The sequence below is a fragment of the Sphingobacteriaceae bacterium genome (assembly GCA_002319075.1).
Taxonomy (GTDB): Bacteria; Bacteroidota; Bacteroidia; order B-17B0; family Aurantibacillaceae; genus Aurantibacillus.
On sequence record NVQB01000001.1, the window covers coordinates 2,721,114 to 2,734,400 of the forward strand.

Consider the following 13,287-nt stretch of genomic DNA (forward strand, 5'->3'; position numbering starts at 1 on the left):
CTTTCACGAATCTTAACGTTATTTGCGCAAATCAGTGCTTATCTTTGTTGTAAGAAATTTTAAGATTAAGAAATAGTAGAATGGTACTTGCGGAATTTAATAAACTCGATTTTGATCATAGATGCGATGCTATCTGGGAATGGGGTTTTTATATAAGCAGAAATAAAACAGATGAAGTTACAAAAGTCCTTTATTCTCTAAACGGATTTTTCGCAGAGATGGTTATCCGTTCTGTGGATAATAAAATTATGGAGGTTAATGGCTTTGAAAAAGTAAACCAGGATGAACAAACTGGGTATTTTATAAAAAATGATAATCCCTTCATGAGGGTTTCTTAAATAGAATCGGGAAATTTACAATCCTTAGTGGCTCCGGTACAATTCTTTTTTTGGGTTTAAAAGATTGACGATTGCTGGTTTTTGTGTGTAAACAAAGTCATCAAATAAGACGATAGTTCTTTTTATCGCTACCGGAGTTGCTAAGGTTTTTTTACGAAAAATTTTAAGTACATTTTGCTACAGCGGGCGCTGATTCCGCAGATCGGTAAATTCAAAAATTATGTCGATCAATTAATCGAAACGTGATAAGTCGTCTTTATAATTTGTAAATACAAATTTAAGCGGGGATCGGCGAAAATCCAAGAAATCTGCAGATGGTATTTAGGCAGCGGTTATCAATCTCTCCATCACCGCATCAGCAATCCCATATTCTACAGACTCTTCAGCGCTCATAAAATAATCGCGGTTAAAGTCTTTTATAATGCGTTCTACCGTCTGGCCGCAATTTTCCGCTAAAAGTCTTGCGCTTATTTCTTTTGTTTTTAATAATTCTGATGCTTGTATTTCAATATCCGCTGAATTTCCGCCAGTACCACCGCTGGGTTGATGAATCATAACTCTTCCGTGTTGCAAAACAAATCTTCTTCCTTTTGCTCCGGCTGATAAAAGTATAGATGCCATAGAAGCTGCAAATCCACTGCAAACTGTTGATACAGGACTCTGAATGGTTTTAATCGTATCGTAAATAGACATTCCTGAAGTCACGTAACCGCCAGGACTGTTAATTATCAATTGAATTTCTTTGCCAGGATCTCTCAATTCGAGGTAAAGCAAACGTTCTACAACATGCTTTGCAGAATTATCATCCACTTGTCCCCACAAAAAAACTTTTCGATTACTCAGAAGCTTTTCGTCAATCATATCTTTTAGTCTGGGTGCGCTCATAAATTGAATTTAAAAATGGATAAAATTTTATGTTTAAAGGATGTATATTTTTTTTCGGAAAAAAGTTTTTGATGCACCAATTCGATTTCTGCTTTAAGTTTCTTGCGTCCAAATTCCTGAATAAGGATATAAGTAGTTTTCTGCCACTGTAAATTAGTACACAGATCTGAATTTAAAAGGAGACGGGCTTCCGTCAGTAAGCGCTCTTCAGGCTCTTGTGCTTTCTGAATGTAATTTTCTAATTCTTGTATTTCAGTCATAAAAATCTTCTTTGTTTAATGATTTTTCTTTTATGGCATTACGAACTTTTTCAAGGCACTTGTATTTTTGTGTAGTTGCTGACCTCTCGCCAGAAAAACCGAACTGTAGAGATAAATCTTTCATATTTAGTTTTTCGTAATAAAAGGCTTTTAAAAGTTCCATGCATTTTTTGCCGGATACTTCAACAAATTGCAGAAGATTTTTAGATACTTTAGGGTCTTCTTCTTCTTCTGTTTTGAGATCGGCTATACTGCTTAAGGACTTGGTTGATTTACTATCGCGGTATTTTTTATACCACAAGTGTCGCGCGATGCCTGTAATATAATGAGCTGAAGAATGTTCTTGCTCAAAAGGTTGTGTTCTTGTTTTTTCGTAATAAATAACAAGTGCATCCTGAAAAATATCTTTTGCTTCGTCAAAATTTCCGCCCATCTTTTTTACAAAAAGCGAGACTTTCGGAAAAGCCGTTTTATACGCATGAACAAAGATCTCTTCATTTGTCTGCGCCTTTTTTGTTTCTGTTACCATAGTCTTTATACTTATGTGTCAAAATCGAATAGTATATCACCCTAAAAAGTAAAAAATTTACCTTATTCTAAGGTAAGACTTTTGATCAAATGAACTTTTTAGAGAACAGTTTTGTTTAGGGAAGCTGGAAGCATTTAAAAACCACTGTGATATAATTTAAAATAAACTATATTTGTTGCGAATAAGTTCTTTTTCTTTATTTCATCATCAACCGGAAAAGGTTTCACTTAGCTGTAGATTAAAAGGGAATCGTGTGCAAATCACGAACTGTCGCGCAACTGTAAGTAACTCAAAAGTTTTTACCAATAAAAAGTCCACTGTTCAGACACCAGAAGGGGAAGGAGGGTAAAAATGTTACAAGTCAGGAGACCTGCCTGTTCCGAATTGACAAGTGCTTTCGCGAAATGAAGCAGGGTCAGGTCAGATGTATTAAGTCGCAATCATTTAAAGGACAGACCTGTCTGTATTGTACTTTATTATATTTACTTTCTTTATTATTTCACAAGCATTCGAAGTTCAGCAAAGAGCTTTTAAAAGATTTATTAATCATTTAGAAAAAAATGCAAACAACTACTTTTGTCTGCCAGCAATTGTTGGCGGCATAGAATTCAGAAAAAGCCTGTGAGCACTATTGGTGCGGCAAAATGGTAGTAACAGCAAAAGAAGTTAGAGAGTCGTAAAAATTCAGTAGCGTGATAAAGACCGGTAGGCGCAATGGTTGCCGGTTTTGTAATTAATTTTAGAACTTATCGTGGAAATAAAAAAAATATATTTGAACTGGAGCAGTGGTAAAGATTCAGCTTTAGCCCTGTATTATTTATTGCAGAATAGAAGTTATGCTGTAGACTATTTGCTTACATCCGTTAATGCTTTTCACAATAGGGTAAGTATGCATGGACTCAGAAGAGATTTATTATTGGAACAGGTTCAGTCGATTGGTATACCTCATGGCACCATTGACCTGCCCGAGCAGCCGTCTAATGAAGAATATGAAGCATTAATGAAAAACAAAGCCGAAGGTTTAAAAGCTAAGGGTTTTGAATACGCTGGTTTTGGGGATATTTTTTTGGAAGATCTCAGGAAGTATAGGGAAGAAAAGCTTTCAACTTTAAGTATCAGGACAGTTTTTCCTTTGTGGAAGAAAGATACGCATGAACTTCTTAATGACTTTATTGAGAAAGGTTTTAAAGCAATCGTTATTTGTATAAACGCAGATGTCTTGCCTGTTTCTTTTATCGGGAGAGTGATAGATAAAACTTTTATTAGTGATTTGCCGGAGGGAGTGGATGTTTGCGGCGAGAATGGAGAGTTTCATACTTTTTGTTTTGATGGCCCCATATTTAACTACCCTGTTAAATTTTCTGTTGGAGAAACTGTTTTTAAAGAGTATGACAGTGCTGAAAAAAAACATGGATTTTGGTTTTTGGATCTTTTACCGCTTAAAGAATAATAATTCACGCAAGATGAACAGAGATAAAAAAAACAATGCTGATTTAAATAGCATGATGTGTCTGGATATTTATTTAACTTCTTTAAGCCAGGTAGAATATCTGGGTATTAAGAATAGAATTAAACCCAGCTACTTTAAACCGCATCCTTTAACAAGTCTTGGAGTACCGGGCTCGATTACCAAAAATGTTGATCAGGATCTTACCGTTCTACAAAGATTTTCTAAACTACACACATGGCAAGTGAATTTAAAAGAGATTTTAGCTACTCCGCATCAGGCCTTAATTCTAACAGATGGCTCACTAAAAATTCAATGGATCAACGAGGGATTTACTAAAATGACAGGTTACGATCTTAAGCAAGTGGTCGGGCAAACTCCAAAGTTATTGCAAGGAAAAGGAACTTCGGAAGAAACAAAAGCGAGGATCAGAAAAAAAATAAATGCAGGCATGCCTTTCACGGAAGAAATTTTAAACTACCGATACAACAAAGAAGAATACACATGCCGGCTTTCGATTTTCCAGATCCATAATTCTAAAAATCAGGTAACACATTTTTTAGCTCTAGAAAGCGAAGTAGCATGACAACAGAAGAACAAATAAAAAACTCGGAAACGCGCATTTTTAAAGCAGTATTTCCGAATACAACAAATCACTATGACACCCTCTTTGGAGGAACCGCTATGCAACTGATGGATGAAGTGGCATTTATTGCTGCCACACGTTTCAGCAGGCAGCGCATGGTTACTATGAGCAGCGATAGAATTGATTTTAAAAAACCAATTCCCGCCGGAACAATCATAGAGCTTGTTGGTAAAGTAACATACCTTGGAAACACCAGCTTAAAAGTAAGGGTAGATATTTTTATCGAACAAATGTACTCCAATGAAAGAGAGAAAGCTGTAACAGGTGAATTTACATTTGTAGCCATTGATGAAAGTAAAAAGCCAGTTAAGATCCTGATGCAGCGAAATGAACAAAATTAGAGGGGTTTTAAACTAATCTAAGATTAAATGCCTTTCATCCCGCGGGCTATTAACTGATAAATTTCTGAGGGCAAGTATATCTTTCATGCAGACTATGTATAACGTATATTTCTGAATAGCAGGTACAGCGTTGTTTTTAACCAGAGTTTTCCAGCCTTCGTGCATCAGATCGTAAGGAGTAATTTGTGAACTTTGCGCGAACAATGTGTCAGAATGCGTAACCATATTGCCTCATGAAATAAAGGATTTTTAAAATCGTTTTGCCAACCGTGCCGGAAGCTTTCAGATCTGAAAATGAACTGGAAAGGCTATAAAAGTTTATTAGTGAAGTAAGTTGATATTCCCTTTTTTGCTAACCTGCCTGCCATCGCTGAAAGATGCGCTAACACTGTAGATAAAGACATCTGGATTTAGCACCTTACCTTTAAAAGTTCCGTCCCAGCAAAAAGAAGAATTACTGGACTCAAAAACTTTTTCTCCCCAGCGGTTAAAGATCAATACAGAAAAATGTGTAGTACAAAGATCCCAGCCCTGGATACAAAACAAATCGTTATTGCCGTCGCCATTAGGAGTAAAGGCGTTGGGAAGTGAGAGATCTCCACCAGTATCACAGGTAACTTCCACGTAAATACAACGTTTAGAGACACACCCTGAACTTGCAGAAGTAACGCAATAAATGGTAGTTACTTTTGGAGAAACTTCAGGATCACTGCAGTTGCTACAGCTCATATCTGTAGCGGGACTCCAGCTGTATGTGTAGCCTCCCTTGACTTCGAGTACCGCGGTTTTGCCAGGCGCAATTCTAGTGTCCGGACTAACCGTAAGTAGTGGAGCTTCAAGGATAATGATACTTGTAGTTTTGCTTCCACTGGCAATACAGTTTTGTTCCGCAATAGAATAGGTAATTATAAAAGTCCCCACGCCTCCCGAGACCAGATCTATAAGGCCTGTGCCTGAATTCACTGTTAGATCGGGCGAAGAAAAAAGACCTCCCGAACTAAATCCTGCGCTAAGTTGCGGTAGGGGATTTATATCACTGATGCAAACCGGACTTTTATAAGAAAAATCAAGCGTGGGAGTTCCACTTGACAGTATTGCGAGTGTAGAGCCGGCGCTGCTGGAACAGCCATTTACCGAAGAACCTGTAACAGAGTAAGAAGTTGTTAGGAGCGGAGAAACGAGTAAAGATGTGGTAGTAGCACCGGTATTCCACGTGTAGGAGTTAGCTCCACTAACAGTCAAAGTAGCTGAAGAACCTGCACATATCGAAGTCGGAGAATTTATAGTGAGCAATGGGAAAGGACCAATTGTTACATCTTGTGAAACAGTATCGGCACCGCATTCATGGTAGAGCAAAAGTTTTACTTTGTAGGTACCCGGAGAAGAAAAACTGTGAGAGGCTACAGAGAGTGTAGAGGTATTTGCAGCTCCGGAAGAGGGATCGGAAAAAATCCAGGAGCTGGCAGTGAAAGTTTGTCCTGCATCACAGGCGCCTTCTGGTAAAGGTGGCAAAGTAAAAGTAGCGAGGTTGCAGTTTTGTGTAAAAGAAAAACTCGGCAGTGTTTTCAAACTGCTTACAAGGAAATTTGGTAACCCCATAGTAACATTTCCGGTGGTAAGCGGTTGACCGTTAGGTACAAAATTGCTCGCTGAACCGGCAAGATTTGGATTATCAACTACGGCAAGCATGTTGCTTTGTAATTGCGCTATGTAAATTTTTCCGTTTAAGCCCAATTGGTATGACCCCAAGCCTACCTGACTATTTAGCCAGAGTGTTACCGACGAATTTTGAACAGCTGTAACGTTACCGGCGCAAAGATCCCACTGATAAACATTATCTACACCGGCATAAAGTTTTGTGCCATCAGGTGAAAATTCGCAGCCATAACTTACTATGTTTGATAAAATAACGTGATTCGATACAACACCAGTAGCTGTATTAAAATCAAATAAGCGGAGATTATTTCCCATTAAACTAGGCATCGCAATTTTTTTTCCGCTTGGAGATATTTTTAAAACACTGTTATAATTCATGTCTGATAAAACAGGACCTACAGCTGATAAAACAGGTGTAGAGTTTAAACCGGCAGAAGTTAATAGCACTGCGCGAAATACATTTGAATTATAATCATGCGTGAGTATCCACACATCACTGCCATTGCAATGTTTAACTGCCGATAGTTTTTCGCAGCTTGGTGTGTAAATAGGAATATTTTTTACCGTCACGGAGCCCATGCCGGCGGCAAGACTCATGTCTATTACCGAGTATCTAAATCCATTGGCATATCCTTTTTCCTCCTGGGTAAATAAATAATAGAGAAACGCGCTTCCGGGTTGTTTGATGATAACAGATGACTGAGTACTGGATTGATTTCCGAACAAGCCATTACCATTCGCCATCACTAAATGAATACTATTCCAAACAGTAACACCATCCGAGTAAAAAAGCAGATTTCCAGCTGCATCTGAAATAGAGGAACCTCCTTCGGTAGCATTGAACACCGGGCTCAGGACACTGCTTGGTGGATTCGATGCAAAATTCAGTCCACACTGATTTCCGAAAAACCAATTCTGAGTTTCGTTTTGTGTAAATACTTTAAATGATAAGAACAAAAAAAGTAACAGCAAATTTATCCTCGGCATAATTAAAGATACAGGTAAATCTTTTTGCTGGAAGTAGCCGACAGCTTTTTTTGAGTGAAAGCGTAGTATTAATGAGGGAGTGCAGTGTAAAAATTAAGAAATAATGATTAATAATTAACTTTCGCTTCTTAATTCCTCACTCTGTTTTTGTAAACTAAAACGCAAATTGTTTGGTATAAAGAATAATTTCAGCGCAATCTTTTGTCATGTATTCGTTATTACAAACGAAAACGAATCCCATTTCTGAGATTCGTTTTTTAAAAGGGTATGTTATCGCGCTTATCTTTTCAAAAGCTCTGCCATTTCCACAAGACGGATAAATTCTGCTCTATAGCCATCGTCGTCTTTTCCTTTAGAAGATTTTGCCATTTTTAAAATGGATTTATAATCTGCATCTCCTTTAAATTGTGAATCGCGAAGCACCATTCCGAATTCTGCCACAGCTAAAGCAAAACGACAATCTTCAGAAGCTGAAACAAAAGCTGTTTTTTTATCTTCGAGAACTTCGGTGATTAATTTTGAAGTTGTACCTGCAGGTTCTTTGTAACGGAATTTAATGGTCATCACGTCGGTGCTTGTTGATTTTACTACAGGAATTGTTCTTTGATATTTTAAAGAATCTACTGAGGCAAGTAATTCTTTAGACCCTGCAGGAATGATTTCATAGATCGCAGTCACATTATGTCCGGCGCCTAATTCACCGGCATCTTTTTTATCGTCGTTAAAATCTTCTTTGTTCAGCATCCTGTTTTCATAGCCCACCAAACGGTAAGCCTTTACTTTTGAGGGATTAAATTCGATCTGAATTTTTACATCTTTTGCGATCGTAAAAAGTGTTCCTCCCATTTCTTTTACCATTACTTTTTTTGCTTCCAAAAGGTTATCGATGTAGGCATAGTTTCCATTTCCTTTATCAGCCAATTGTTCCATTTTAGAATCTTTATAATTTCCTGAACCAAATCCAAGAACGGTAAGAAATACTCCGCTTTCTCTTTGTTTTTCAATCAAGCGAATTAATTCTCCATCGCTGCTTGCGCCAACATTAAAATCTCCGTCAGTGGCTAGAATTACACGGTTATTTCCGTTGGCAATAAAACTTTCTTTCGCTAGTTTGTAAGCCAGAATAATTCCTTCTCCACCTGCGGTAGATCCACCGGCACTCAATTTGTCAAGTGCATCTGTTATTCTTTCTTTGTGATTACCAGATGTTGGAGGCAATACAACTCCTGCGGCGCCGGCATATACAACTATAGAAACTTTGTCTTCAGCACGCATTTGGTCTATTAATAATTTCAAACCTGATTTTAATAATGGTAATTTATTTGCGTCTTCCATTGAGCCGGATACGTCGAGTAAGAAAACCAAATTGCTTGGTGCTGCTTTATCCATTTTTAATTCCTTACCCTGGATGCCGATATGTATGAGATTATGATTGCTGTTCCATGGACATTCTAAATACTGTGTAGTAATTGAAAAGGGATCTGGTCCTTTAGGCTGAGGATAACTGTAAGGGAAGTAATTGATAAGTTCTTCCACACGCACTGCATCCGCAGGGGGTAATTGTCCGCTGGTAATAAAGCGGCGCATGTTGCTATAAGAAGCTTTGTCTACATCAATGCTAAAGGTGGAAAGCGGATCTTTCTGCGCGTCTTTAAATTCATTGTCGGTTATTTTAGAATATTCTTCTGTGTTGAACTCCCGGTCTGGACTATAAGAATTTGTTAGAGGCGTAGCAGCGTATTCTGATTCATATGCGGCGGTGGGGGCAGCTACTATTGTTTTTATATCCTGTCGGCTGGTGTTTTTAAATTCTTCTTTCTTCGGGGATGCAGGTCCCTCAGCATCCTTTTCCGCCAGAGGTTCTTTGTAATTCACAATTTCCACTTTTGGTGTTTTTGAGCTGCTGATTTTTATACTCATATCAATATGTGTTGTGGCAGCGTCTCTAACAATAATATTTGTCATGAGTGTGGAGTTGTATCCCTTTGAATTCGCAAGTACTTTATATTTTCCTACTGGCACATTTAAAAAAGAAAATTCTCCGTTAGCGTTTGTCACAGATGTTTGAACAGTTATAGTTCTGCCAGCAGAGTCTTTTTGCAAGAGAATTCCCGCAGAAGAAATCGTTATGCCCTTATCGTCCTTAAGAGTTCCTGTGATTGTTCCGTTTTTTTTAAAGAGTGTCATAGCCGCTACGCTCACCAGAGCTGCAACAACTATACTATAAAATGACATTTTTAGCATGATTTTTAGTTTTAGATTTATAATTGATCTTTCTATTTAGATGCAGATCATTTTATAATTCCATAAAAGTTTTTTTGAGATGAATTACACAGATTTTTCCAGTGCTTTTTTTGCCATAGATGATGTCTGCGAAATCTAAGCTTAACGAAGTGGAGCTATTCTAAATTAGATGGAAAAGTTTTACCTGATCGGTCTTTGCTTCAGGTTTCGGGTATTCAATTGAAACTCAAAAAAAAGGCTTAGACATTCAGATCAGCGAATTCAGCGATCTGTGGCAACCTGCCAGGTAATTTTCTACTTAAAAAACTTATTGAATAGATAATAGAATAACACAATGGTTGCCAATGAAGAAATCAAAATAATAACCATCAGCTGTGTATCCGGACGTTTATTCCGTCCACCACTTTGACTTTTTTTGATTACGGACACACGATGAACACCCAGTGTTTTTTGAAGAAATTGAACTTCATCAAAATAGTCATTACCGTAAGTCACGGTGTAAAAATCCTCTTTATCGACTTTAAAAAATTTGCGGCTGCGGCTGCACCAATCCATTTTGGCATTGTCTACTTGTTTGTAGCGTGAATAAATAATCCATTCATCACCTACAGAAAATTTTTGCATGCACTCTTCGTTGCAGTCAAACAACACTTTAAATTCCTGAGTGGCAACTCCTTTGTAGAGTTCTTCCACCTCAAAAATAGCTTCCCCGAATTTGTGATCGCAATTAGCAACACTCAAAATTTTCCCTTTGAAAATAATTTCATATTTGTTACACTCTTCAAGACTTAACACCGTTAAAGGACATTGACAAGCCTTCAAGGGAGTATAACATGAAAAGATAAAAAATAGAATAAAATTTACCTGAATCAGAGGTCTATAAGAAAACTGCACAAAACTAATTTTCATTAAAATGTGATTTTACAAATTGTAAAGAAGAATGCATTAAATCATGAACTATTTCATCGTGACGCATTACAAAAACAACTTTTCGGTAGGCAGCCATCATCTCTTCAATTTTGGGAGAAGATTTTAAAGGTCTTCTGAATTCTAATGCCTGAGAAGCATTTAGCAATTCAATGGCGAGAACTTTTTCAGTATTATTTACAACGAGGTAGCATTTAGTAGCCGCGTTTGCCCCCATACTCACGTGATCTTCCTGGCCGTTACTGCTTACAATGCTATCAACGCTTGCAGGCGTACAGAGTTGTTTGCTTTGGCTTACAATACTTGCTGCCGTATATTGAGGAATCATAAATCCTGAATTCAATCCCGGGTTAGGAGTTAAAAATGCGGGAAGTCCACGTTGACCTGAAATTAAAAGGTAAGTTCTGCGTTCAGAAATGCTTCCTAATTCAGCCATGGCAATGCATAAAAAGTCCAAAGCTAGAGCTAAAGGTTGACCGTGAAAATTTCCACCACTTAAAATTTCGTCTTCTTCCTGGAAAATAGTAGGGTTATCGGTGACCGAATTTATTTCTGTTTCGAAAACACTTGTAACATAATTCACGGTGTCTTTAGTAGCGCCGTGCACTTGCGGCACACAACGGAAGGAGTAAGGATCCTGAACTTGTTCTTTGTGTTTTGTAATAATTTCGCTTCCTTCCAAATGCCTGCGAATAGCCTGAGCTGTTTGCAACTGACCAGAATGTGCACGAATGGTGTGCAAATGGTCTTTGAAAGGATCAATACGCGAATCAAAAGCATCAATAGATAAAGCAGTAATTACGTCGGCGGCTTTATTTAGTGTATGAGATTTTAACAGGCAATAAATTCCGTAAGCGCTCATGAATTGCGTACCGTTTAAAAGCGCAAGGCCTTCTTTAGATTTTAATTTAATGGCCTTGATATTTTTTTGCTCGAACACCGTGCGCGTGTCTACCTGCGAACCCTTATAATTTACTTTGCCCATTCCTAGAATAGGCAGACATAAATGCGCTAATGGAGCAAGATCTCCGCTGGCGCCTAAAGAACCTTGTTGGTAAACAACAGGGTAAATTTTATGATTGATCAGTTCACAGAGGTGTTCAACGGTTTCTAATTGAACGCCACTTTTGCCGTACGATAACGATTGAATTTTTAAGAATAACATCAGTTTCACAATCTCTTGTGGAACTTCTTCACCCATGCCGCATGCGTGACTCTTTACTAAATTCTCTTGTAACTGCTCGAGGTCTTTATCGGGAATAATAACATTACATAAAGAACCAAAACCAGTGTTGATGCCATATATAGGACCATCATTGCTTTTCATTTTATTGTCGAGATAGGCACGGCAATCACTAACGGCTTTTTTAGAAGCTGCAGACAGTTCAACAGTCGCGTCCTTATCTTTTAAAAAGTTGCTTAATTCTTCAAGCGTTAATCTTTTGGTATGATCAATTGTGAATGTCATGTAGTTCTGTTTTTATATAATGAATCATATCGGTAATATTTAGTTCTTTTTTGTTACCGGTAGTCATGTGTTTAATGGCGTATGCTCCTTTTTCTATTTCGTTGCTACCAACTGTGCACACAAAAGGAACATTTTTTTTATTGGCGTAGTCGAGTTGTTTACTTAATTTTTTTGTAAGATCAGGATAGATCTCGCACGAAATTTCATTCTTGCGCAGCTCTGCAGCTAAATGAATACAATGGTTCTGCGACTCTTCATCAAAGTGAGTAAAGAGCAGAGTAGTAGACGACGATTTTGAAATGCTTTCCGGAAACACATTCAGTTCTTCCATCACGTCGTAAATACGGTCTACCCCAAAAGAAATCCCCACACCACTCATGTTTGGCAATCCGAAAATTCCGGTAAGGTCATCGTAACGTCCACCGCCAAGAATACTTGGAGTAAAGGTTCCTGCGTTTGCTTTTACTTCAAAAATAGTACCTGTGTAATAATTTAAACCGCGGGCCAATGTTATATCGAGTTCAATATTGGCTTGTCCCTGCGGAATATTTTTCAATAAAAATTCAATTTCTTCAATCCCTTTTTTGCCTGCTTCATTGGATCCGACAAGTTTCCTTAGGACTTCGACTTTCTCAAGATTATTACCTTTAAAATCCAAAAGAGGCTGTAAAGTGGCAATAGCTGCAGCAGAAATTTCTTTTTCTGCCAATTCTTTGTTCACACCTTCTTTGCCGATTTTGTCAAGTTTGTCAATGGCAACTGTTATATCAATAATTTTGGAGGGCTCATTAATTACTTCCGCGAGGGCTGTTAAAATCTTACGGTTATTAAATTTTACAAGAACAGGGATTTGCAGTTCGTGAAAAGATTTTTCGATCAGGGCTATCAGATCAAGTTCGTTGATTAAAGAGTTAGAGCCGATCACATCCGCATCGCATTGATAGAATTCTCTATAGCGTCCTCTCTGAGGTTTATCTGCTCTCCACACGGGTTGTATCTGATATCTTTTGAAAGGAAAAACTAATTTACCTTGATTCATTACAACATATCTGGCGAACGGAACTGTTAGATCGTATCGCAAAGCCCTTTCGGTCAAAGCCTCCGAATTTCGGGGCGACTCAAGTGATAGGTCAAATTCTTGTTTGAGTAACTCTTTATTTTTGTGCTCGTGAATGCGCGAATTAAGAATTTTAAAGATAAGTTGATCCCCTTCCTCTCCATATTTTCCTGTGAGAGTACTTATATTCTCCATTGTGGGAGTCTCAATTGGCTCGTATCCAAACAGCTGAAAATTCTTGCGGAGAATCGAAAAAATGTATTGACGTTTTTGCATCTCTACAGGACCGAAATCCCTTGTTCCTTTTGGTATGGAAGGTTTCATAATGGCGTTTGGAAATATGGCGCAAACTTACTAAAAAGTATTGAGTAGTTAGTAGGGAGTATTAAGTATTGAATAGCGATATTAAGGGTAAGCAGGCAGTACCCACTACCTGATACCAACTACTTACTACCTTCAAGAAAAAAATTTCAAAACGCGATAGGGGTAAACACTATTAGTG

At 37.8% G+C, this 13,287-nt stretch carries 13 protein-coding genes and 1 riboswitch; of the genes, 4 read left to right on the forward strand and 9 right to left on the reverse strand.

The window, feature by feature from the left end; genetic code table 11:
* The first annotated feature begins 80 nt into the window (after nt 1-80).
* Nucleotides 81-338, forward strand: a complete 258-nt coding sequence (locus CNR22_11815; protein PBQ32427.1) for a hypothetical protein — start codon at nt 81-83, stop codon at nt 336-338.
* A gap of 321 nt (nt 339-659) precedes the next feature.
* Here the strand turns inward: CNR22_11815 and CNR22_11820 are convergent, their stop codons facing one another.
* From CNR22_11820 to CNR22_11830, 3 genes are read right to left on the reverse strand one after another with little or no spacing between them, the layout of a single operon-like run.
* Nucleotides 660-1,223, reverse strand: coding sequence for an ATP-dependent Clp protease proteolytic subunit (locus tag CNR22_11820; protein PBQ32428.1), 564 nt, complete (start codon nt 1,221-1,223; stop codon nt 660-662).
* Complete coding sequence (locus tag CNR22_11825) at nt 1,220-1,483, reverse strand: hypothetical protein (protein PBQ32429.1); 264 nt, start codon at nt 1,481-1,483, stop codon at nt 1,220-1,222. The genes CNR22_11820 and CNR22_11825 overlap by 4 nt, the downstream gene beginning before the upstream one ends.
* A complete protein-coding gene (locus tag CNR22_11830) occupies nt 1,476-2,012 on the reverse strand; it encodes an RNA polymerase subunit sigma-70 (protein PBQ32430.1) in 537 nt (178 codons plus the stop codon). Before CNR22_11830 ends, CNR22_11825 begins: the two co-directional genes overlap by 8 nt.
* A gap of 201 nt (nt 2,013-2,213) precedes the next feature.
* Nucleotides 2,214-2,405, forward strand: a riboswitch (cobalamin riboswitch).
* Nucleotides 2,406-2,763: 358 nt separating this feature from the next.
* Between CNR22_11830 and CNR22_11835 the strand changes: the two genes are divergently transcribed.
* From CNR22_11835 to CNR22_11845, 3 genes are read left to right on the forward strand one after another with little or no spacing between them, the layout of a single operon-like run.
* Nucleotides 2,764-3,462: an ATP-binding protein gene (locus tag CNR22_11835; GenBank protein ID PBQ32431.1), complete on the forward strand. Its 699-nt coding sequence runs from the start codon at nt 2,764-2,766 to the stop codon at nt 3,460-3,462.
* The gene (locus CNR22_11840; protein PBQ32432.1) at nt 3,341-4,045 is read left to right on the forward strand and encodes a diguanylate cyclase; all 705 of its coding nucleotides are present in this window, start codon (nt 3,341-3,343) and stop codon (nt 4,043-4,045) included. Before CNR22_11835 ends, CNR22_11840 begins: the two co-directional genes overlap by 122 nt.
* The gene (locus CNR22_11845; GenBank protein ID PBQ32433.1) at nt 4,042-4,446 is read left to right on the forward strand and encodes an acyl-CoA thioesterase; all 405 of its coding nucleotides are present in this window, start codon (nt 4,042-4,044) and stop codon (nt 4,444-4,446) included. The genes CNR22_11840 and CNR22_11845 overlap by 4 nt, the downstream gene beginning before the upstream one ends.
* 12 nt (nt 4,447-4,458) lie before the next feature.
* Here the strand turns inward: CNR22_11845 and CNR22_11850 are convergent, their stop codons facing one another.
* The 6 genes from CNR22_11850 to CNR22_11875 form a co-directional block, all read right to left on the reverse strand.
* On the reverse strand, nt 4,459-4,671 hold the full coding sequence (locus tag CNR22_11850) for a hypothetical protein (GenBank protein ID PBQ32434.1): 213 nt from the start codon (nt 4,669-4,671) through the stop codon (nt 4,459-4,461).
* A 96-nt stretch (nt 4,672-4,767) separates the two neighbouring features.
* Nucleotides 4,768-7,089, reverse strand: a complete 2,322-nt coding sequence (locus CNR22_11855; GenBank protein ID PBQ32435.1) for a hypothetical protein — start codon at nt 7,087-7,089, stop codon at nt 4,768-4,770.
* A 279-nt stretch (nt 7,090-7,368) separates the two neighbouring features.
* Nucleotides 7,369-9,276 carry a hypothetical protein gene (locus tag CNR22_11860; protein ID PBQ34886.1) on the reverse strand — a complete coding sequence of 636 codons (1,908 nt, stop codon included), beginning with the start codon at nt 9,274-9,276 and terminating at the stop codon, nt 7,369-7,371.
* A 351-nt stretch (nt 9,277-9,627) separates the two neighbouring features.
* On the reverse strand, nt 9,628-10,242 hold the full coding sequence (locus CNR22_11865; GenBank protein PBQ32436.1) for a hypothetical protein: 615 nt from the start codon (nt 10,240-10,242) through the stop codon (nt 9,628-9,630).
* Nucleotides 10,232-11,728: a histidine ammonia-lyase gene (gene hutH, locus CNR22_11870; GenBank protein ID PBQ32437.1), complete on the reverse strand. Its 1,497-nt coding sequence runs from the start codon at nt 11,726-11,728 to the stop codon at nt 10,232-10,234. Before hutH ends, CNR22_11865 begins: the two co-directional genes overlap by 11 nt.
* Nucleotides 11,712-13,109, reverse strand: a complete 1,398-nt coding sequence (locus CNR22_11875; GenBank protein PBQ32438.1) for a histidine--tRNA ligase — start codon at nt 13,107-13,109, stop codon at nt 11,712-11,714. Before CNR22_11875 ends, hutH begins: the two co-directional genes overlap by 17 nt.
* Nucleotides 13,110-13,287 lie beyond the last annotated feature (178 nt).

Bases quoted from the DNA above. Each gene is read 5' to 3' on its own strand.
- CNR22_11825 (PBQ32429.1), bottom strand. From the start codon at position 1,483: ATGACTGAAATACAAGAATTAGAAAATTACATTCAGAAAGCACAAGAG.
- CNR22_11850 (PBQ32434.1), bottom strand. From the start codon at position 4,671: ATGGTTACGCATTCTGACACATTGTTCGCGCAAAGTTCACAAATTACT.
- CNR22_11855 (PBQ32435.1), bottom strand. From the start codon at position 7,089: ATGCCGAGGATAAATTTGCTGTTACTTTTTTTGTTCTTATCATTTAAA.
- CNR22_11875 (PBQ32438.1), bottom strand. From the start codon at position 13,109: ATGAAACCTTCCATACCAAAAGGAACAAGGGATTTCGGTCCTGTAGAG.
- CNR22_11860 (PBQ34886.1), bottom strand. From the start codon at position 9,276: ATGACACTCTTTAAAAAAAACGGAACAATCACAGGAACTCTTAAGGAC.
- CNR22_11820 (PBQ32428.1), bottom strand. From the start codon at position 1,223: ATGAGCGCACCCAGACTAAAAGATATGATTGACGAAAAGCTTCTGAGT.
- CNR22_11840 (PBQ32432.1), top strand. From the start codon at position 3,341: ATGGCCCCATATTTAACTACCCTGTTAAATTTTCTGTTGGAGAAACTG.
- CNR22_11865 (PBQ32436.1), bottom strand. From the start codon at position 10,242: ATGAAAATTAGTTTTGTGCAGTTTTCTTATAGACCTCTGATTCAGGTA.
- CNR22_11815 (PBQ32427.1), top strand. From the start codon at position 81: ATGGTACTTGCGGAATTTAATAAACTCGATTTTGATCATAGATGCGAT.
- CNR22_11845 (PBQ32433.1), top strand. From the start codon at position 4,042: ATGACAACAGAAGAACAAATAAAAAACTCGGAAACGCGCATTTTTAAA.
- CNR22_11830 (PBQ32430.1), bottom strand. From the start codon at position 2,012: ATGGTAACAGAAACAAAAAAGGCGCAGACAAATGAAGAGATCTTTGTT.
- hutH (PBQ32437.1), bottom strand. From the start codon at position 11,728: ATGACATTCACAATTGATCATACCAAAAGATTAACGCTTGAAGAATTA.